This is a genomic window from Rothia sp. 11273D007AR, assembly GCF_053547255.1.
Window position 1 is genome coordinate 104,660 of sequence record NZ_JBPPWJ010000007.1, and the last position, 19,135, is coordinate 123,794.

Annotated in this window: 19 protein-coding genes; 5 read left to right on the forward strand and 14 right to left on the reverse strand. The window is 61.4% G+C overall.

The window, feature by feature from the left end; translation table 11 throughout:
• Positions 1–47: 47 nt before the first annotated feature.
• Positions 48–290 carry a DUF3263 domain-containing protein gene (locus ACED88_RS05445; protein WP_449108990.1) on the reverse strand — a complete coding sequence of 81 codons (243 nt, stop codon included), beginning with the start codon at positions 288–290 and terminating at the stop codon, positions 48–50.
• A gap of 62 nt (positions 291–352) precedes the next feature.
• Here ACED88_RS05445 and ACED88_RS05450 point away from each other — a divergent pair, with 62 nt between their 5' ends.
• Positions 353–1,033, forward strand: coding sequence for a uracil-DNA glycosylase (locus ACED88_RS05450; RefSeq protein WP_449108991.1), 681 nt, complete (start codon positions 353–355; stop codon positions 1,031–1,033).
• A 60-nt stretch (positions 1,034–1,093) separates the two neighbouring features.
• Here the strand turns inward: ACED88_RS05450 and ACED88_RS05455 are convergent, their stop codons facing one another.
• From ACED88_RS05455 to ACED88_RS05500, 10 genes are all read right to left on the reverse strand, one after another.
• A complete protein-coding gene (locus ACED88_RS05455) occupies positions 1,094–2,713 on the reverse strand; it encodes a threonine/serine ThrE exporter family protein (protein WP_449108992.1) in 1,620 nt (539 codons plus the stop codon).
• The gene (locus tag ACED88_RS05460) at positions 2,703–4,826 is read right to left on the reverse strand and encodes a threonine/serine exporter family protein (protein WP_449108993.1); all 2,124 of its coding nucleotides are present in this window, start codon (positions 4,824–4,826) and stop codon (positions 2,703–2,705) included. Before ACED88_RS05460 ends, ACED88_RS05455 begins: the two co-directional genes overlap by 11 nt.
• Before the next feature lie 80 nt (positions 4,827–4,906).
• Complete coding sequence (locus ACED88_RS05465) at positions 4,907–6,007, reverse strand: lipid II:glycine glycyltransferase FemX (protein WP_449108994.1); 1,101 nt, start codon at positions 6,005–6,007, stop codon at positions 4,907–4,909.
• A 208-nt stretch (positions 6,008–6,215) separates the two neighbouring features.
• Positions 6,216–6,494 (reverse strand): HPr family phosphocarrier protein, encoded by a 279-nt coding sequence (locus tag ACED88_RS05470; RefSeq protein WP_135013272.1) that lies wholly within the window; start codon positions 6,492–6,494, stop codon positions 6,216–6,218.
• Between the two features lie 124 nt (positions 6,495–6,618).
• Entirely contained in the window at positions 6,619–8,316 is a 1,698-nt protein-coding gene (ptsP, locus tag ACED88_RS05475) for a phosphoenolpyruvate--protein phosphotransferase (protein ID WP_449108995.1), read from the reverse strand.
• A gap of 30 nt (positions 8,317–8,346) precedes the next feature.
• On the reverse strand, positions 8,347–10,344 hold the full coding sequence (locus ACED88_RS05480) for a PTS fructose transporter subunit IIABC (protein ID WP_449108996.1): 1,998 nt from the start codon (positions 10,342–10,344) through the stop codon (positions 8,347–8,349).
• 54 nt (positions 10,345–10,398) lie between these two features.
• Complete coding sequence (locus ACED88_RS05485; RefSeq protein ID WP_283490284.1) at positions 10,399–11,361, reverse strand: 1-phosphofructokinase family hexose kinase; 963 nt, start codon at positions 11,359–11,361, stop codon at positions 10,399–10,401.
• Positions 11,358–12,149, reverse strand: a complete 792-nt coding sequence (locus ACED88_RS05490) for a DeoR/GlpR family DNA-binding transcription regulator (protein WP_237195130.1) — start codon at positions 12,147–12,149, stop codon at positions 11,358–11,360. The genes ACED88_RS05485 and ACED88_RS05490 overlap by 4 nt, the downstream gene beginning before the upstream one ends.
• Positions 12,150–12,248: 99 nt before the next feature.
• Positions 12,249–12,689 carry a VanZ family protein gene (locus ACED88_RS05495; RefSeq protein ID WP_449108997.1) on the reverse strand — a complete coding sequence of 147 codons (441 nt, stop codon included), beginning with the start codon at positions 12,687–12,689 and terminating at the stop codon, positions 12,249–12,251.
• The gene (locus ACED88_RS05500) at positions 12,689–13,804 is read right to left on the reverse strand and encodes a histidine phosphatase family protein (protein WP_449108998.1); all 1,116 of its coding nucleotides are present in this window, start codon (positions 13,802–13,804) and stop codon (positions 12,689–12,691) included. Before ACED88_RS05500 ends, ACED88_RS05495 begins: the two co-directional genes overlap by 1 nt.
• 160 nt (positions 13,805–13,964) lie before the next feature.
• Between ACED88_RS05500 and ACED88_RS05505 the strand changes: the two genes are divergently transcribed.
• The 4 genes from ACED88_RS05505 (at position 13,965) to ACED88_RS05520 (ending at position 15,928) form a co-directional block, all read left to right on the forward strand.
• A complete protein-coding gene (locus ACED88_RS05505) occupies positions 13,965–14,705 on the forward strand; it encodes an HAD family hydrolase (RefSeq protein ID WP_449108999.1) in 741 nt (246 codons plus the stop codon).
• Between the two features lie 27 nt (positions 14,706–14,732).
• Positions 14,733–15,332 carry a hypothetical protein gene (locus ACED88_RS05510; protein ID WP_449109000.1) on the forward strand — a complete coding sequence of 200 codons (600 nt, stop codon included), beginning with the start codon at positions 14,733–14,735 and terminating at the stop codon, positions 15,330–15,332.
• An 85-nt stretch (positions 15,333–15,417) separates the two neighbouring features.
• Positions 15,418–15,654: a type II toxin-antitoxin system RelB family antitoxin gene (relB, locus tag ACED88_RS05515; RefSeq protein WP_449109001.1), complete on the forward strand. Its 237-nt coding sequence runs from the start codon at positions 15,418–15,420 to the stop codon at positions 15,652–15,654.
• Position 15,655: 1 nt separating this feature from the next.
• Positions 15,656–15,928, forward strand: coding sequence for a type II toxin-antitoxin system RelE family toxin (locus tag ACED88_RS05520; RefSeq protein ID WP_449109002.1), 273 nt, complete (start codon positions 15,656–15,658; stop codon positions 15,926–15,928).
• A 190-nt stretch (positions 15,929–16,118) separates the two neighbouring features.
• Here the strand turns inward: ACED88_RS05520 and ACED88_RS05525 are convergent, their stop codons facing one another.
• From ACED88_RS05525 to ACED88_RS05535, 3 genes are all read right to left on the reverse strand, one after another.
• A complete protein-coding gene (locus tag ACED88_RS05525) occupies positions 16,119–16,718 on the reverse strand; it encodes a methionine ABC transporter permease (protein WP_185174719.1) in 600 nt (199 codons plus the stop codon).
• Between the two features lie 59 nt (positions 16,719–16,777).
• Positions 16,778–17,830 (reverse strand): methionine ABC transporter ATP-binding protein, encoded by a 1,053-nt coding sequence (locus tag ACED88_RS05530; protein WP_237222194.1) that lies wholly within the window; start codon positions 17,828–17,830, stop codon positions 16,778–16,780.
• A gap of 191 nt (positions 17,831–18,021) precedes the next feature.
• Positions 18,022–18,876, reverse strand: a complete 855-nt coding sequence (locus ACED88_RS05535) for a MetQ/NlpA family ABC transporter substrate-binding protein (RefSeq protein ID WP_449109003.1) — start codon at positions 18,874–18,876, stop codon at positions 18,022–18,024.
• Positions 18,877–19,135: the final 259 nt, after the last annotated feature.

The window sequence follows — 19,135 nt, forward strand, 5'->3', positions numbered from 1 at the left end:
GCTAGGTGCCGGTGAAGCGGGCTCACGCTCCCTACCGGCCAAGAGGCTTAGGTTAGGGTATCGCGCTTGAGCCGTAGGCGGCGGGTGAGCGCGGGTTCGGCGGCAACTGCCTTGGGGTTGTCGATCAGAGCGTTGAGCTGCTGATAGTAGGCAACCGGGGTAAGCCCCAGAGTACGGGTAATAGCCTGTTCTTTGCTGCCCTGGTATTTGAAGCGTTTTTTCTCGAGATTGAGAATAGCTACCTCAAGCTCGCTCAAGCCCTCTGCGGGTTCGGTGGTCTCGCTGCTCATCTCTTAACTTTCAGTGGTCTAGTCTTAGTAGGGAGAATACCGCATCCCTTTCAAGGAGTACTGTGCCTGCTCGTCCCCTGCATGAGATTATGTCCCCTGACTGGGCTCAAGCCCTCGCCCCGGTGGAGCCTCAGATTCGAGCTATGGGGAACTTCCTGCGCGCAGAGCACGAGGCTGGACGCGCTACCCTTCCCCCTGGAGCCGATATTTTTCGGGCCTTTACCTACCCCATGAACGAGGTGAAGGTGCTGGTGATTGGGCAGGACCCCTACCCTACCCCCGGTCACGCGATGGGTCTGAGCTTTTCGGTGCGTCCCGAGGTGCGCCCGATTCCCCGGTCGCTACAGAATATTTATAAGGAGCTCCAGGCCGACACCGGGCTGGTGCCTCCGGCTCACGGGGATCTTACGGCGTGGAGCGCCCAGGGGGTTATGCTCATGAACCGGGTGCTTTCGGTGGGGGCAGGTCAGGCGGGGTCGCACCGCAATCTGGGCTGGGAGCAGGTCACAACCGCTGCCATCGAGGCGCTGGCGCAACGGGGCATGCCCCTGGTGGGGTTGCTCTGGGGTGCGGACGCCCGCAAATGCAGGCCCCTGCTCGGCGGCTACCCCTGTGTGGAGTCCCCGCACCCGTCCCCGCTCTCGGCCTCGCGGGGTTTCTTCGGTTCCCGTCCTTTTAGCCGGGTCAACGAACTTCTGGTTCAGCAGGGGGCAGAGCCCGTTAACTGGCAGCTCCCCCAATAGCCACAAACGCAGTATCCGCTTGTCAGAAGCCTATCAGTTCATAGCTATGAAGGCATATACCTAATTTTTTGCCAAGGTGCGCAGCCGCTCTGTCAGAGCGTCCCATAGATAGGTGCCACACACAATACCTGTTGCCATCAGCAAAACAGTCACACCAGCAAGAGTGAGCCCCTGCAACCCCATCAGCGTATCCTGCCCGTTCAAGATGAGGTAGGAAGAGCGGAAGATAGTGAGACCGGGCAGCATAAACATCATGCCCGGAACATAATAAATCGACGCTGGGCTATGGAGAAGATACCCGAGGAATCCAGCACTCAGCCCTACGGCTGTTGCCCCTGCCAGCACCTGCAGACGGGCACCGTCCTCACCGGCAACCGCCCCTACCCCGTAGTAGGCTAGCTGCCCCACCAAAGACACCAGCCCAGACAGCACAATAGTGCGCGCTGACCCCTGCCAGGCAGCTGCAGACATAGCACTACCGATGACCATACCGGCAATAGAAACCCACAGGGGCGGGGGGCTAAAGACCGACTGCTGCACGTCAAGACTGGTGGCATCAAAGTAGTTCATGAGGGTTACCGCTACCGAGATCCCGGCAATCAAACCGGTAAAGTTTGCTCCCGTCACCACGAATTTACCGGCGGCGGTCAGCGGGAAGCCGTGAAGGGCGTCCTGCACCGCTGAAACCAGGCGGAAGGTGGGAAGGAACATCATCAGCCCGGCTGCCACGATGTGCGGGGCAGAAACGTAAAACCCTCTACTGTACAGCCACCCTAAGGGATCTGATACGAGTAGGGCCAGCACCGTAATCGTTGCAGCGCCCAGGGCCATCATGAAGTAGCTGGGCAGGCGCAAACGCCCCGCCCACACCAGTACGAAGTTCACCACGGTAAACACCACAAGAGAAGTAACCGCAGCCCGCCAAGACCCTCCCACCCCCAGGGTAAATGCCCCCGCGATCAGCAGGTTCCACGCCAATAAAACGGCCGGTGAATAGGGTTTCTTTTGAGCGTTGACCCGAGCTAGGTGGCGTTCGGCCCGGGCCCGGCTCACGGTCCCCTGAGCGATATCGTGCACCAGTCGGTAGAGCTGGTGCAGAGCCCAGTAGTTCTCGGAGGTAGAGCGAACGACCCGCACCAGGGTCAAGCCCAGTTTTTCGTTCTCCAACCCTCCGGCTTCGGGCAGCTGCCCGCGGCTAGCCGCTTCGTCGAACTCAGAGACGTAGTTAATCACGATGGACTGATAGGTGATATCAACTTCTACATCGTGAATACCGTACATAGCGCATACGGTCACTACCGCAGCATCTACATCTGCCGCGTCGGCACCATAGTGGAAGAGGGTCTCGGCCAAGCGCAGGGCGAAAGCCAGGATTTCGCGGGTTTCTTCCTTCTGTCTGACCCGCTGGCGGTAACGGGCTAAGGCAACCTGCGCAACCTGACGCTGGGCAACGCGGGCGATCCCGCGGATAGGTACGGTTAGAGCCTGCTGAGGCTGGGCAAAAGAGCGCAGGCTCGCAGCTGCCCGACGGCGCGAAGAAACCGGAGGCGCGGGGGCGGTGGCCGGGTAGGACGCCTGCGGCAGCTCCACCTGTGCAGGCGGCTGATTGGCTAAGGGCTGGGCGGCAACGGGCTTTTCAGAAAAGCCGTGCGTATCACGGGAGCCGCCGCTAGCGGTCACGTTTTTCTTTCTGTTCGCTACCTTCAACCAAGGGGCTCAGATAGCGCTGAATGATGTACTGCATGAGGTAGCTCCCCAGAACTACGCCAGATGCCATAGAAAGAATAATGGCGATAGCCGCTACCATACCGGGCACACCGGCATCGGAGTTAGCTTCGACCGTAAAAAGGTAGAGGCCGCGGAAGACCGAGAGACCGGGAAGTAGGAAGGTCAGGGCAGGAACGTAGAAGATGGAGGCAGGGGCATGCAGGCGATAGGCCAGGAAGGTACTCATCAGGCCAATCACGAGAGCGGCAAAAGCCGTGTTGGCTCGCCCTGCCCCGGGGCCAAACATGAGCGTATAGCCCTGGTAGACCCAGAAGCCGCAGGTAGCGATCAGCAGTATCCACAGAAGGGTTCGCCAGCGGGCGTGAGTGGTCACCGCAAAGGCAAGAGAGGCCAGCATGAAGAAGGTGTAGCTGACCGCCAGACCCGCACCCACAAATCGGGTTTCGGTGATATCGAGCTCGCTCACCCCCAGTACCGACAGCACCGCTACCGCCGAGGCCAGCCCCACCACGATACCGAGGAAGGACATACCGGTTGACACGAACTTACCCGCCGCTGTAAGCGGGAAGCCGTTGAGGGCGTCCTGCACCGTTGAAACCAACCGGGCGGTGGGCAGGAGCATAATGAGCCCCGCCGCCACGATGTGGGGAGCCGAGACGTGAAAGCCCACCTGGGAGAAGATAGATGCCTCATCCGATATATAAATAGCGGCGAAGGTAACCACACCGGCGCCCGCAGCCATGTTGAAGAATCCGGGCATCTTGAGCTTAGAGATCAGGCTGTTGACGAAGTGAATCGCCAGGAAAACGATACCGCCCACAGCCCCCGCTGCGAGGGACCCGCCCAGGGCCAGAACCAGGGAGAAGGCCGCCACTATGTTAGCCAGCATGATAATCATGGGCGAGTAGGGCTTTTTAGCGGTGTTGATCTTGTGCAGGCGACGCTCGGCCCGGTGGCGGGGCAACCCGCCCGCGGTGATGTCGTTGATGAGCTTGTAGATGTCGTCCAGGGCAGCGTAGTTCTCTGACCAGGAGCGCACCACGCGCATAACCGTGTGGCTAAACCGTTCTTTACCGGGTGCGGAGTCTTCGGGCTCGCTCAGGTTAATAGCCCGCGTACGATCATCGACCTCGTCGATATCAGAGACGTAGTTAATGATCACCGACTGGTTGGTGATATCGATTTCTACATCGTCCAGACCGTAGGCTGCACACACGGCCACAATCGCCGAGTCCACATCGACGGTATCTGCCCCGTAGTGGAACATAGTCTCGGCTAGACGCAGGGAGAAGTTGAGGACCTCGCGGGCCTCTTCTTTCTCACGCACGTACTCAGCCCGGTGGGCTGCAGCGATATTGAAAGGACGCTGGGCTAGGCGGGCAATGCCGCGCATGGGTTTGGTGAGCGACTGGTCGGTGCTCACAAAAGACTTGAGGGATGAGCGCACCCTCGAGGGGCGCTTGACGGACGGGCGGGGAGTCGTTGGCAGGGCAACGGTGTGGGGCCCAGCAGCCGAGGGGTAGGAGGCCTGTTGCAGACCGGTTGCCTCGTTAACAGTGGGGGTTCCCGCAGTTACCGGGCCAGGGTCGCTGTCGCTATCGGCTCTCCCCAGACTCAGGTCGGTAGCCGGGCCAAAAGCTGAGGGCACCTGATAGGTGGCGGGGGTTGCCAGATCAAAAGCGGACGCCGGCGGTTCAGCTACCCCGGTAGCTGTAGAGTCTACGGTTTCAGCAGGAGTATCAAAGGCGCTCTCGCCCTGCCCCAGGTGGGCCAGGCGGTTGCGCAGCTGCGGGTCCCGCACCTCATCAAGCGACACGACCGGCAGGGGCCCCCAAGCCTGAGAGGACGAGGGGGCGGGGGCGTCCTGCCCACTGGCGTCCGAACCCTGTGCAGTTTGCCCGGCACTCCCCTGCCCAGTCGCGGGGCTTTCGCCCGATGCCATGCGCGGCAGCAGGGCCGTCTGTCCAAAAGCCCCGGCCCCGGTGCCCTCATCAGAGGGAGCCATATCAAAAGCAGAGGCAGAAGGGTAAGCCTTTTGCTGCAAGGGAGTCTTGCTGGGGGTCAAAGGGATTACTCCTTCCGCCTCTTACGGTGAAAGTTGTTCAGGCACAGCGTCCGCTGTACCCAAGTTGAACCGGGGTCGGTTTAGTAGAAAGGCTGGCCGGTCTTACGGACCCAGAGCTGGCGCATAACCTTCTCAACAGCCTGGTTCCAGGCCTTGTACTTGACAGGTGAGAGCACCTGGTCCCAGACGCCAACGTAGTCGATGACGTCCTTGGTGAAGGAGGTCTTGAAGAGACCCAGGCCGTAGTGGTGGTGGTCCTTGTTCTTGAGCTCGCTCTTGGGCGGGGTGCCGCAGAAGTCGTAGCTCTTGATGTCGAATTCCTTCATCAGGTCGGTCAGGGCAGTCCACTGCACCTGGTGGGAGTCGCCGTACTGCTTGCGGCGGGGCTTGGAGCCGCCGTCCTTGTAGGTGCCCTTCTCGCCGTAGCGAATCACGTAGGCACCTACGGAAGGCTCGCCATCCTCGTAGGTGAAGTAGAGACGGCCCTGGCCAGCCTGCTCAAAGGTGGTCCAGAAGTCGCGGTAGTAGTCGTAGGAGCGCAGGTGCACCTTGGCGTTGCCCTGCCCCACGGTATCCATGAGGGCGTACATCTTCTTCATGTTCTCTTCGGTCAGCGGCACGCGCTCAACTTCGCAGCCCTCGCGCAGGGAGCGGCGCACGGCGTTGCGTCCGCGGGATGAGAGAGACTTGAGGACGTCCTCTTCGCTCTTGTCGGTATCAAGAATTGCGGTGGAGTCGTTGGGCTGTATGTTCCAGCTCTTGACCAGGCCGGTCTTGGCCATAAAAGCATTGATGGAGTCGTCGGCGATAATATCGGGCTCAATCTTGACCGCGAAGACACCCAGCTTCTCGCGCTTGATCAAGTCCTTGTTGGCATCGAGAATCGCGGGGATCTCTTCAACAGAGTTCACACCGGGGCCCTTGATCATGTACCAGATTTTGCCCAGGGCAGGTACGGACTTTTCGAGTACTAGGTTGTAGCTGGCAAAAGGGGCTTCTGCGCCGTCGAGGACGGTGGTGCCTTCGTAGACCAGGTAGAGGGGCTTCCAGCCGTGCTTGGCTTTGACGGAGGCGAAGGACGCTGACTGCAGCAGGTTGCCGCCACCGGGGCTGGCGATGACGTGGTCATCCCAGGAGGCGATTTCGGCGTCGGTAGCGAAGCGGGCTGTGAACTGTCGCAAGGTCCCTCTTTTTCTTTTCGTGCGCGCATGGGCGCGGGAAAGGTTTCAGCTTCCCAGTCTATCGAGAGTGGGCGGGCTATGCACCCTGTGGGGGCCGTGAGTTTCGTCTGGTGCAGCTGGGTATCGGCTCTGTCGCCCCTTACCCGGGCACAGTGAAGCCCCCGCTTGCAGTAAGCAGGGGCTTCACGTTCAAACCGTTAGGCTGAAATTACTCGGCGTCGTGGTCGGTCTCGAGGATCTTGACCAGGGTGTCGAGTGCTTCTTCAGCGCCTTCGCCCTCTGCGCGCAGAACGACCTTGTCGCCGTGCTTAGCGCCGAGTGACATCAGGGACAGGATGGATGCTGCGTCCATTGCCTCGTCTGCAGGCTCGCCTTCAGCTGCGATGGTGACTTCAACGGGGAGGTCGCCTGCTGCTTCAGCGAAGATCGCTGCGGGGCGGGCGTGCAGGCCAACACGGCTTGCGATGGTGGCAATACGTTCTGCCATGGTGTTCTCCTTATAAAGGGGGTGCGGATTTGTTGTCCACTACTGAGTCTAAATCAGGTGCGTATGTTTCGCGCGTGTTAACCGCTTATTTTGGTGTGATTTATTCAGTAGTGGACGGTGGAGGTTAGAGGCCGAGCTCGTCCAGGATCGGCAGGTGCTTGCGCGCTGCTTCCTTAGCTTCTGCTGAGGAGATCTGGTCGAGGGCGTCGTTGGCGATCTGCTGTGCCTTTTCGGGGGTGACCGACTTGAGCACGGCGGAGACAGCTGCCATGGCGCCAGCGTTCATGGAGAGGGTGTCGACGCCCAGGCCAACGAGGACGACGGCCAGGGCGGGGTCGGCTGCTGCTTCACCACAGACGGAGACGTACTTCTTGACGCCGGCCTTGGCGGATGCTCGCTTGGCGCCTTCGACGGTCAGCTTGATCATCTTGAGGACGGCGGGCTGCCAGGGATTGTTGAGGTGGGCCAGGTCGCCGAGCAGGCGGTCTGCTGCCATGGTGTACTGGGTGAGGTCGTTGGTGCCGATGGAGACGAAGTCGACTTCACCGAGGATCGCTTCAGCGTTGACGGCTGCTGCGGGGGTTTCGACCATAACGCCACGGGTTGCCAGGCCTACTTCATCAACCATTTCCTTGAAGCGGCGGGCTTCACTGGTGGTTGAGATCATGGGGGCCATGACCCAGATGTCGGCGTCAGAGCCGTCGGCTGCTGCCTTGATGGCTTCAAGCTGGCGTTCGAGGACGCCGGGTACGGTCCAGTCGGTGCGGTAGCCGCGGACGCCGAGGGCGGGGTTCTCTTCTTCCTTGACGTTGAGGAAGGGCAGGGGCTTGTCGGCGCCTGCGTCGAGGGTGCGGACAACGATGTGCTGGCCGGGGAAGGCGTCGAAGACGGCCTTGTAGCTGGCGGTCTGGGTTTCTACTGAGGGTTCAGCGTCGTGACCCAGGAAGCCGAATTCGGTGCGGAGCAGGCCCACGCCTTCGGCCTTGAGGCCGGCTGCCTTTTCGGCGCTCTTGCCGTCGCCGACGTTAGCGTAGAGGGGTACGAGGGTGCCATCTGCCATGGCGCCGGTGCCGTCGAAGTCGGGCAGTTCCTTGCGGTTGGCGTACTTTTCGGCCAGGTCGCGGTGCTCGTCGGTGACCTCGGTGTTGACGGTGCCTTCGTTGGAGTCAATGTAGACTTCGGTGCCGTTTTCGATGTCGGTGACGCCCTTGGCTGCAACGATAGCGGGCAGGCCGAGGCCGCGAGCAAGAATCGCGGTGTGGGCCTGGGGGCCGCCGTCTGAGGTGATGAGGGCGATGACCTGCTTGGGGTCGAGGGTGGCGGTGTCTGCCGGTGCCAGGTCGATAGCTGCCAGGATGAAGGGGTCAGCTGAGACGGGGATGCCGGGGGCCTGCTGGCCGGTCAGCTCGGCAACGATGCGGGCGCGGACGTCGTGGATGTCGGTGACGCGCTCGGCCATGTAGCCGCCGAGGGCTGCCATCTGGTCGGCGAAGGCTGATGCGGCTTCCCAGACTGCCAGTTCGGGGGCCTTGCCCTGCTTTTCAACGATCTTGATGGCGCTCTTGAGCAGGGCGCGGTCGGTTGCCATCTGGGAGGTGGACTTGAGCACGGCCTTGCCATCGCGGCTAGCGTGCTCGGCGCGCTCCAGCAGACCGTTCTTGACGGTTTCGGCTGCGGCCTTGATACGCTCGGCGGCCTGCTCGGGGGTTTCGTCGGCTGAGAGCTTCAGGGATGATGAGGGAGCCTTGATGGGCTCGGGCATCTGAAGGACTTTGCCGATAACGCGGCCGGCGTAGACGCCGACACCCTTGTAGATAGTCATAGTGTTTTCCTTCTAAGAGGTTGAAGTGATTTAGGCGGTTGCCTCGGCCTTACGGCCTGCAAGTGACTTGAGAACAATATACATGAGAGCGCCCACTACGGTACCTGCGATGGCGGCCACAAGGAACATGAGGGGGTTCTCAACCAGGGCGATGATCCAGACACCGCCGTGGGGAGCGGGTGAGGCTACGCCTGCGCCCATGGAGATAGCACCGGCAACGGCTGCGCCGACAACGGATGAGGGGATAACGCGCAGGGGGTCGGCGGTGGCGAAGGGGATGGCACCTTCGGAGATGAAGGAGGCACCCAGCAGCCAGGCTGCCTTGCCGTTTTCGCGTTCGGGAGCGCTAAAGAGCTTGGGGCGGACGGCGGTGGCCAGGGCCATAGCCAGCGGGGGAACCATACCTGAGATGATGACGGCTGCCATGACCTGCTGGGAGGCCAGGGTACCGGCGGAGAGGCCTGCGGTGGCAAAAAGGTAGGCTGCCTTGTTGACGGGGCCGCCGAGGTCGAAGCCCATCATGGCGCCCAGGATGATACCCAGCAGAATGGCTGAGGCACCGGTCATGGAGTTGAGCCAGTTCTCAAGAGAGGTGGTAACCCAGGCGAGGGGGCCACCGAGCAGGAAGAACATGAGGCCGCCTGCGAAGAGGGTGGCTACGAGCGGGGTGATGACCACGGGCATCATGGATGCAAGCCAGCGGGGCAGCTTGAGCAGGGAGAGCCAGTAGGCACACAGACCTGCGAGCAGACCGGCGACGATACCGCCGAGGAAGCCACCACCCACCATAACGGCGACAGAACCGGCGATGAAGCCGGGGGCGATGCCGGGGCGCTGGGCCAGGCCGTAGGCGATGTAGGCTGCCAGAATCGGGACCATAGCTCCCAGGCCAAAGGCGCCGATGGTGTGCAGGGCAGCGCCCAGGTAGAGGGAGAGCGGGGTGTCGCCCAGGTTGGTGAGGGAGGCACCGGAGAGGATAGCTTCGGTGTCTACGTCACCCAGGTTGGGCATGGTGATCGCTTCGAGCATGAAGCCGATAGCCAGGATGATGCCGCCTGCTGCCACGAAGGGAATCATGTAGGAGACGCCGGTCATCAGGGCCTTGTAGATGCGGGTGCCCCAGGAGCCGCCTTCTTCAGCGGTTTCTGAGGAGTCAGCTGCACCTGCGGCGACGCGCTTGCCGTTGGGCTTCTCAGCTTCGGCAAGGGCTTCTTCGATCATGGCCTTGGGCTCGTCGATGCCGCGCTTGACGGGGGCTTCGACGTAGGGCTTACCGGCGAAGCGTTCGCGGCCGCGGACGGGCAGGGCAACGGCAAAGACGACGGCATCGGCTTCGTCGATTTCGGCCTGGGTGAGCTTGTCACCACCGGATGAGCCCTGGGGCTCAACCTTGAAGTCGTAGCCCAGCTCTTCGGCGGCGTACTTGAGGCCATCGGCTGCCATGTAGGTGTGGGCGATGCCGGTGGGGCAGTTGGTCACAGCCACGATCTTCTTACGGCGGGCGGGGGCTTCTGCCTCGGCAGCGGCTACGGAGCCGGACGCGGCAGCGGCAGCGGGTGCCTCAGCTGCCTTTTCGCGCAGACCCAGGGCCTCTTCAACGAGGACGACGACCTCGTCAGCGGTCTTGGCTTCGCGCAGGGCAGCGGTGAAGGACTTCTTCATGAGGGAGCGAGCCATCTGAGAAAGAATCTTCAGGTGGGCTTCGTCGCCGTCTGCGGGAGCTGCGATGAAGAAGATGAGGTCGGCGGGGCCGTCCTTAGCGCCGAAGTCAACGGCGGGGTTGGGGCGGGCCATAGCCAGGGTGGGCTCGGTGACTGCTTCACTGCGGCAGTGGGGAATAGCGATACCACCGGGAATGCCGGTGTCGGTCTTTTCCTCGCGGGCACGCGCAGCAGCGTAGAGGGTCTCAAAGTCGGTGGCGCGGCCAGCACCTACGACGGCACCAGCTAGATGCTCGATGACATCGAAGCGGGTCTCGCCGAGGTTCTCATCGAGGCTGATGAGATCCGCAGTGATGAGAGCAGACATGTGCTCCTCCTCGGATTGTGTTTTAGGGGTTTGAGAATGTGGTTCGGTTGGGGTTTAGAGGGCCAGCTCGCGCAGGGTGACTGCTTCGGGCGTGGTTGATTCTAGGGTGGGCACCTGGGTGCCGGGGAGGGAGGCTGCGGCTGAGCCGTGGGCTACCGCCTGCACCAGGCATTCGGGCAGGGTTTTGCCCTGCTCGTGGGCAATCAGGAAGCCGGCCAGAGAGCAGTCGCCTGCGCCCACGGTGGAGCGCACCTTGATGGGGGCGTGGACGGCGTGCCAGGCACCTTCTGCGGTGACCAGCACGGCTCCTCCCCCACCCAGGGTGGCAAGAACCATTTCGACACCGCGGTCGACCAGTTCCTTGGCGGTAGCTGCGGTGAGTTCGGGGCTGGCTTCTAGCTCGTCCGCCATCTCGATCTTGCCCACCAGTTCAGCCAGTTCTTCGGAGTTGGGCTTGATGAGGTTGGGCATGCCGTCCAGGCCAACCAGGGCGTCGCGCAGGGCGGCACCGGAGGTGTCAACGGCGATGCGGGGGGCCTTCTCGCCCAGGGACTCGCGGATAGAGCGGCCCACCACGGCGTAGTAGTCGGAGGGGACGCCGGCGGGCAGGGAGCCTGCCAGCACCAGCCAGGATGCCTCGATAGTTTCCTTGATCATGAGGCGGGTCAGCTGCTGCTGGGCCACATCGTTGAGGGGCTCACCGGGGGCGTTGATCTTGGTGGTGGTGCCGTCGGGCTCAACAACGGTGATGTTGGAGCGAATCGGGGCGCCGATAGGCATGTTGACGAAGGGCACCTCGGCCTCTTTGAGGCTGGCCAGCACGGGGTCTTCGTTGTCGCCGGGCAGCACAGCTACAGTCTCAAAGCCGGAGATATTGAGGGCACGGGCAATGTTGACGCCCTTGCCACCGGGGTCGGACGCCGCAGCGACGGCACGCTGAACGGCACCGCGCTTGATTTCGTGGTTGAGCTCCACGGTGCGATCCATGCTGGGGTTGGCAGTTAGGGTAACGATCATGCGATAAGCACCTCTACGTTGGATTCTTCAAGCGCTGCAGCGAGGTCACCCTCGGGCGCTTTATCGGTAATGAGAGTATCGATGTCTTCAAGCCCGGCAAAACGTACCAGGGACTCCTGGCCGAACTTGGCGGAGTCGCACAGGAGCACCACGCGGCGGGCTGACTTGACGATGGCGGTCTTAACGATGGCTTCGTTGAGACCGGGAGTGGAGAGCCCAAACTCGGCATCCAGGCCGTTGACGCCGATAAAGGCGATGTCGGGACGGATGGTTTCGAAGTGGGCGGCGGCCCGGGTGCCAACGGCGGCCCAGGTCATTTTGCGGAGCTGGCCGCCTACCATATCGAGCACCACGCCGTCGGCCTCGGCCAGCTTCACGGCGATGTGAAGGGCGTGGGTGATGATGAGGCGGTCGGCACCTGACTTGAGGGAGAAATCAGCGGCGGCGATACGGTCGGCGAGGATTTCGATGGTGGTACCGGCGTCGAGAACTACCGCACCGGCGTCCGAATCGCGCAGCAGCTCGTAGGCACGCAGGGCGATTTTCTGTTTTTCGGGGGTGTTCATGTTTTGACGTAGGGCGATAGACGACTCTACAGAGGTCGACTGCTCTACGGTTACGGCACCGCCGTGTACACGGCGCAGCTTACCGTCAGCTTCGAGGGCTGCTAGGTCACGGCGGACGGTTTCCATCGTGACTTCGTAGCGTCTAGCCAGGTCTGCGCCGTTGACACGGCGTGCAGAAGCTACAAGCTTCGCTATTTCGGCACGTCGTTCTTCAGCGAACATGTGTTTATCACCTTATACAACTGGAAGGTGGGTCGGGCGACCCTATCTACAGTTGATTTTATGTGGGTTTCTGTGGGCACGTCAATGTAAAACCCACGGTTACAGGTGTATTTCGGTGTTTTGGTTGGGTTTTTCGGTCACTTTCACTAGGGTCAGTGCCAAAACCCAACCGATAGCACACCCGAGGGTATTGGCAAGGACGTCCAGGGGCGAGCTGGTACGCCCGGGCATGAAGTGCTGGGTGGTTTCGATAGCCAGGGTACAGGCCAGACCGCCCAGGGGTACGAGCCAGGGGCGGGCCGGGCGCAGCAGCCAAGTGAAGAGCAGGCCGCCGGGCACAAACATGACCACGTTCGACAACCATTCCACCTGCCCGTAGCCAAACCAGCCGGGCAGCCAGCCGCGGGCGTGGCCGTCCGCAAGTATCCGGGCTAGGGTTTCACCCGACTCGCCGGAGTCAACGTGGGTGGGCCAGAGAACGATGAAGGCGACGGCAGCTACATACAGGCAGACAAGACCCCACAGGAGGGCGCGCCCCACTAGGGCTTACCTACCAGCAGGGGCTCCTTGACCTCTAGCCAGTGGGCAAGGCCCGGCAGATCAACCTCGAAGGGTTCGGCATTGGCAATAGTGCCGAACTCTCGGCCGTGGGTGGCAGAGAGGGCCCGGCGAATCAGGGAGCCGTGGGAGACGGCGATCACGCGCTGGCCCGGGTAGTCGCGGGCAATCTGGCGCAGCACCTTGATGCCGCGCAGGTAGACGGAGCGTTCGCTTTCAACGCCGCTGTAGTAGGCGTCGGGCTCCTTGCGGGCCTCGGCTGAAATGTCGAGCCCTTCAGCTTCACCGTAGCCGCGTTCGACCAGGTCGTCGTAGGTGCGGTCGACGGTCAGACCGAAGGCTGCGCCGATAATTTCTGCGGTCTCGTGGGCGCGGGAGAGCGGGGACGAAACCACCACGTCGAACTCGAAACCCCGAGCCTTAAGAGAGGCAGCGGTCTCGTGGGCCTGGGCGCGGCCGGTTTCGTTGAGGGGAATATCGCTGGAGCCCTGCATGAGATGGGCCTTGTTCCAGTCGGTCTGGCCGTGGCGGATCAGCATGATGGAGGACGCCCGGCGGGCAGGTGCCAGGGGCACTACCTCACCGTTGTGGGGCACCAGCACTTTCTGGCCGGTGCGGGCGGTTTGCAGGCGGGAAATCAGCATGCCGTGCACCACGATAATCAGGTTCTTACCCGGGTAGTCGGCTTCAACCTGGTCGAGGGCGTCTTCAACGCGGGCGAGGAAGTCGGCCAGGGGTTCGATGTCTGCGGTTTCGTTTTCTACCGTTTCCCAGAGGGCGGGGTTGTTCTGTACGCCTTCGAGGTCTTTGAAGGAGCGTTCTGCCAGGCCGGCGTAGGTGCCAAGGACGGGCAGGCCGAGTTCTTGGGCGATGATGGCGCCGGTTTCTACCGCGCGCGCGAGGGGGGAGGTGACGACGCCGTGCCAGGTGAAGCCGGGGTGGGCGTCCGCTTGGGTCTTGGCGTATTCGAGCACGTTGTGGGCGGCGGCAAGCGCCTGGGCGCGGCCGGTGTCGTTGAGGGGTATGTCGCTGGAGCCCTGCAGGCGGTGTACGAGGTTCCAGTCGGTCTGTCCGTGTCGAATGAGTACGCTAGGCATGGGTTCTATTATCCCCTCCCAGCCCGCCGAGCGCGGGGTAGTGGGAGTGTTAGTTTGCTCCCGGGGCAGACGGATCTGTGCACAAGCTTGCAGCGGCTAGGTGCCAGGTACTCGTGACACACCGTATGCTCTCTTCTCTTCGGTATGAGAGCATAGAACCATGTTTGAACTTCACTCAGCCCCCGCCCACTTTGCCCCTGCCTGCGCCGTCTTCGACTGCGACGGCGTCCTGCTCGACTCCGAAACCCTCTGGGGCAAAATCCAGGCCGAAATGTTCAAACACTACCGGGTAGAGCTCACCCCCGAACTCGAAGCCTCCCTCGTCGGCATCTCAGCCGGCGATCTTGCCGACCGTCTCTCAGCCCTCACCCCGCTGGCCTCCGAATTCGACGGCTCCCCCGAAGCCTTCCGCGACAGCGTCTACACCACCATCACCACCACCGAGTTCGACATCATCGACCGAGGCGTCACCGCAATCGACGGCGCCCTCGACGTCGTCAAACTCCTCTCAGCCAAAATCCCCGTGGCGGTGGCATCCAACTCCGGCGACAAGCTACTGACCAAAAAACTCACCCACTTCGGCTACGCCCCCTACCTGGACACCTGGGTCTCCTTCCACGACGTCGAAGAAGGTAAGCCCGCCCCCGACATCTACCTCGAAGCAACCCGCCGCCTGGGCTTTGCCCCCGAGCAGGCCCTCACCGTGGAAGACTCCGTCACCGGCATGAGGGCCGCTACCGCAGCTGGCACCAACTGCCTGATTTACCAGCCAGAGCCGGACGCCGCCACCCCCGCTCCCCTGCTGACGGCAGGGATCGGGCGGTTTAGCTCCTTCACCGACCCAGCCTTCCTCGCCCAGCTCGACGCCTGGGTAGGGCACCTGCCCGACCGCGACCGCTAACCCTCACCAACTTCTCAAGGACGAGCAGTGACAGACCCCGAGCAGAACCCGCGCCCCTCACGCTACGGCCGCCGCCTCGAAGACCTCAGTGACGACGAACGCGCCTACTACCGCGAATTCCTCCCGCCCCAGGCCCTGACCGGGCAGCAGGAGGCTGAAGAGCAGGTGCCGGGGCAGGCGTCCGCACCGCTCGGGTCAGGCGCCACCGCCCACCCAGCGCGGACGAACCCCGACAGCCAGCGGGGCAAACGGCTCCGCAGCCGCTGGTACTGGCTACCGCACTCCCTCACTATCGTGGCGGTGATTCTGGCGGTGGCATCTTTCTTGGTAGTGCCCGCTATCTACAGCGACGCAACCCCGGAACTGCGCCGTAACTATGTAATTATGTGGGCCGAGCTGGCCTTCTTCTTCCTACTCTTTGCTGCCCTGCTCTACGGAATCTTTGCCCTCTCCCGGTTCACTGACCACGACGATGAGGACGACGAGCGGCTCATGCGCCCCACCGATTTTGCGGAGCGCCTCTACGAGCAGGAGTTTGAACGCGGCACTGACCGAAAGGGCGGGGACGGACCGGGTCTGGGTGGGCTCTACGACTCGTCCTGGATTAGCGGCAAGAAAAACGATTAGACGGCAAAAGGGCCGGCTCCCGACGGGGAACCGGCCCTTAGCTAAATCTATTTCTTTCATGTATTCACTGTCATACAATGAATACATGACTGTTGCCGATAGCGTCCTCACCATCCGCATTCCCTCTTCCTTGAAGGAACGTCTCAGCAAACTTGCTACTGAGTCTGACCGTTCTGTGGCGTATTGTGTCCGGAGCATCATTGAAGAGCATATCGCTGAAGCTGAACATGCAGCGCAGCTGCACGCCAAGGTCCAGGCTATCCAGAAAGGGGAAAGAGCAACCTACAGCACCGCAGAAATCCGGGCTGAACTAGGTCTCTAAGATGGCCGCGGAACAGTGGAATCTTCGCTATGACCCTGACTTCCTCAAGGACCTCAAAAAGCTAGATAAGCCGGTATCTCGACGAATACTGGCTACTTTAGAGAGACTTTCTGAGTCACCGGAGCCTGTTGCCCAGTGCAAGGCCCTTACCGGTAATTACTCGGGGCTTTGGCGCTATCGCATTGGGAATTACCGGGTCATCCTCCACTTCAATCAGGGCGAGTTCATCATACTGGCTCTTGAAGTTGGCCATCGTTCTAAGATTTATTTATAAAATTTAGGGCCGGCTCCCGACGGGGAACCGGCCCTTAACTATCCCGTTTTATGCGGTGGGATAACAGAAGAGGACGTGCGGATGCGCTTGGAGCCGGCTGGCTGGGGCTGGCATGAATTGCTTGTGAGCGTCAGCGAACCAGCAAGAAGGTTAGCCGGCAAAAGCGCATCCGCGCGTCCTTCGGTCTGCCTTATCGGCGCATGACCTTGCGGGCCAGCATGTTGCCCACCAGCTGGATAAGCTGAACCAAAATAATGATTACGGCGACAACAGACCAAGTAATGACTTCGTTGAAGCGCTGGTAGCCATCCACCAGGGCGACCTTACCCAGGCCGCCACCGCCGATGTAACCGGCCATAGCTGACATGTCGACTACGCCGATGACGAGGAAGGTGTAGCCCAGAATCAGCGGGCCGAGGGCTTCGGGGATCATGACGGTGAAGAGGATGCGCATCTTGGAGGCGCCCATGGCGCGGGCGGCCTCAATAACGCCGGGATCAATCGATACCATGTTCTGCTCGACGATGCGGGCGATGGCGAAGGTCGCGCCAAAGACCATGGCGAAGATGGCGGCGTTGACGCCCAGGCGAGTGCCGACCACCATCTGGGTCAGGGGGCCCAAGGCCGCGAGCAGGATGATGAAGGGGATGGGGCGTACCACGTTGACCACGACGTTCAGCAGGATATTGACGAAGCGGTTAGCTAGGATGTTGCCCTGGCGGGTGGTGTAGAGCAGCAGGCCGAAGATCATGCCCAGGGCACCGGCGACCAGCATGGTCAGTGAGACCATGTAGAGGGTGTCGCCGAGGGCGGGGATGAGTTTGTCGGTGACGAAGGTTGAGTCCACGGTTAGCGTACCTCCTGCACGCGGGTGACGGTCTTGAGTTCAGCGACCACAGCGTCGAGGCTGGTGACGTCGCCCAGCAGTTCGAGGGTGAGGTTGCCGTAGCTCTTACCTTGCAGGGTTTCGAGGCCGCCCTGCACGATGTTGAAGGAGACGTTGCGGGAGCCCAGGTAAGAAAGGACCTTACCGATGCCGTTGTTGCCTTCGGTGATTTCGATGTTGATGAGATAGCCCTTGTGGCGGGCTTTGAGGTCGGCTGCTTCGTCGCCTACGGGCAGGGACTTGACGGTGGTGCCGACGAAGCGGCGGGCGACCTCGGTTTGGGGGTTGGAGAAGACGTCGTAGACGTTGCCTGATTCGACCACACGGCCGTTTTCCATGACGGCGACGCGGTCGGCGATGGTGGAAACGACGTCCATTTCGTGGGTAATGACGATGACCGTGATGCCCAGCTCGGCGTTGACCTTTTTAAGCAGGTCGAGCACTTCAGCGGTGGTTTCGGGGTCCAGGGCGCTGGTTGATTCGTCGGCCAGCAGCAGGGAGGGTGAGGTGGCAAGGGCACGGGCGATACCGACGCGCTGCTTCTGGCCGCCTGAGAGCTGGTCGGGGTAGTTTTTGGCCTTGTCGGCCAGGCCTACGAAGTCCAGCAGCTCTGCTACGCGTTCGGCGCGCTTGGCCTTGTCCCAGCCTGCGATGATGAGGGGGAATTCGACGTTGCCGGCAACGGTGCGGGAGTTCATGAGGTTGAACTGCTGGAAGATCATGCCGATATTGGTGCGTACCTGGCGCAGCTGTGATTCGCGCTTGCCGGCGATTTCAAAACCGTCGACGGTGAGTGAGCCGGAGGTGATGGCTTCTAGGCCGTTGATTAGGCGTACCAGGGTTGATTTACCGGCACCGGAGTAGCCGATGATGGCGAAGATTTCACCCTTGTTGATGGTGAGGTCTACGCCGTTGACGGCGGTGACAGTTTTTTTGCCGACCTTGAACTCTTTGGTCACGTTGTTCAGCACGACCATGGGCTGGGGCCCGGTTGGCTGTAGTCGCTGTTCGGTCATGTCTTCTTCTTCGGTTGGGGGCTTACTGTGGCTGCGGGCGGACGCACCTGCTGGGGTGGGTGCACAAAGCGGCAGCTGCTGCGGGGCTAGAGCTGGGCACCGGACGGAGCCGAAGTGTCTAGCCTACCGCAGGTTGGCTGCCGCTTATGGGGTGCGTGAGCTAGCTCAAGGGTGAGCTTTCACCTAGTGTTTTAGCCGTTGCGCTTCTGCTCTTCGAGGGTTGCCAGGGTGGAGCGCAGTTCGGAGACGTCGGTGGTGACTTCAACTGCGGTGCCCTGGGTGTCTTCCTGTACCACTGCCTGAACTTCTTCGGTGTGGTAGAGCTCTACGATCTTCTTGTAGGTCTCGTTGTCGGCGTTATCGGCGGTGGAGACGAAGAGGTTGACGTAGGGGCGGGCTGACTCGTTAGCGGGGTCGTCCTGGGCCAGGGCGTCCTTGGGGTTCAGGCCGGCGTCCTTGAGGAAGTCGTTGTTGATGACGGAGCCGTCAACGGATTCGAGGGCGAGCACGGTCTGGGCGGCGTCGACGGGGGTGACGGTGACCTTGGAGGCAGCGGTGTCGACGTCGTCAACGGTGGGGCTGGTGGTTTCTGAGGTGAAGGAGACCAGGCCGTTAGCTTCGAGCAGCAGCAGGGCGCGTGCTTCGTTGACGGTGTCGTTGGGGATTGCGATTTCAGCGTCCTGGGGCAGTGCTGAGATGGAGTCGTGCTTGTTGGAGAACAGCGCCATGGGGTAGATGACGGTGGGGCCTACGATCTGCAGGTCGTCGTTAGCTTCTACGTTGTAGTTGGAGAGGTAGGCGATGTGCTGGAACCAGTTGAGGTCGATTTCGCCGGAGCTCAGGGCGGGGTTGGGCTGGGTGTAGTCGGAGAATTCAACGATTTCGATGTTGATTCCCTCTGCCTTTGCGACCTCAACGAGCTTGTCGTTGGAGGGGTCGGTGCCCACTACGCCGATTTTGACGACGTCGTCGCTGGAGGATGAGCCGCAGGCTGCAAGACCGAATGCAAGGGGTACGAGAGCCAGAGTGGCAACAAATTTCTTCACGGCTATGAATCTTTCTGTTGAGAAATAGTGGTGTGTGCGGCCACGGTTCAGCGGCACCGTCTCTAGCGCTGTGTGCTGATGTGGTTTCGGGCGTCCAGGCTAGACGCCTCTTCTATTAGAACACTGTGGCGCGACCGCTCCCCACTGCGGCTTCTTTTTAGGTCATATGTCACGTGTATGACCGCAACAAAAAGTTACGGAGTCATAAAACGTCATAAAAGGGAAGTTGATTTACCGTGGACGCTCCGTAGCTTTGCTT

Coding starts and splice junctions, on each gene's coding strand:
- ACED88_RS05445 (WP_449108990.1), bottom strand. CDS start 290: ATGAGCAGCGAGACCACCGAACCCGCAGAGGGCTTGAGCGAGCTTGAG.
- ACED88_RS05470 (WP_135013272.1), bottom strand. CDS start 6,494: ATGGCAGAACGTATTGCCACCATCGCAAGCCGTGTTGGCCTGCACGCC.
- ptsP (WP_449108995.1), bottom strand. CDS start 8,316: ATGACTATCTACAAGGGTGTCGGCGTCTACGCCGGCCGCGTTATCGGC.
- ACED88_RS05480 (WP_449108996.1), bottom strand. CDS start 10,344: ATGTCTGCTCTCATCACTGCGGATCTCATCAGCCTCGATGAGAACCTC.
- ACED88_RS05485 (WP_283490284.1), bottom strand. CDS start 11,361: ATGATCGTTACCCTAACTGCCAACCCCAGCATGGATCGCACCGTGGAG.
- ACED88_RS05490 (WP_237195130.1), bottom strand. CDS start 12,149: ATGTTCGCTGAAGAACGACGTGCCGAAATAGCGAAGCTTGTAGCTTCT.
- ACED88_RS05500 (WP_449108998.1), bottom strand. CDS start 13,804: ATGCCTAGCGTACTCATTCGACACGGACAGACCGACTGGAACCTCGTA.
- ACED88_RS05505 (WP_449108999.1), top strand. CDS start 13,965: ATGTTTGAACTTCACTCAGCCCCCGCCCACTTTGCCCCTGCCTGCGCC.
- relB (WP_449109001.1), top strand. CDS start 15,418: ATGACTGTTGCCGATAGCGTCCTCACCATCCGCATTCCCTCTTCCTTG.
- ACED88_RS05520 (WP_449109002.1), top strand. CDS start 15,656: ATGGCCGCGGAACAGTGGAATCTTCGCTATGACCCTGACTTCCTCAAG.
- ACED88_RS05525 (WP_185174719.1), bottom strand. CDS start 16,718: ATGGTCTCACTGACCATGCTGGTCGCCGGTGCCCTGGGCATGATCTTC.
- ACED88_RS05530 (WP_237222194.1), bottom strand. CDS start 17,830: ATGACCGAACAGCGACTACAGCCAACCGGGCCCCAGCCCATGGTCGTG.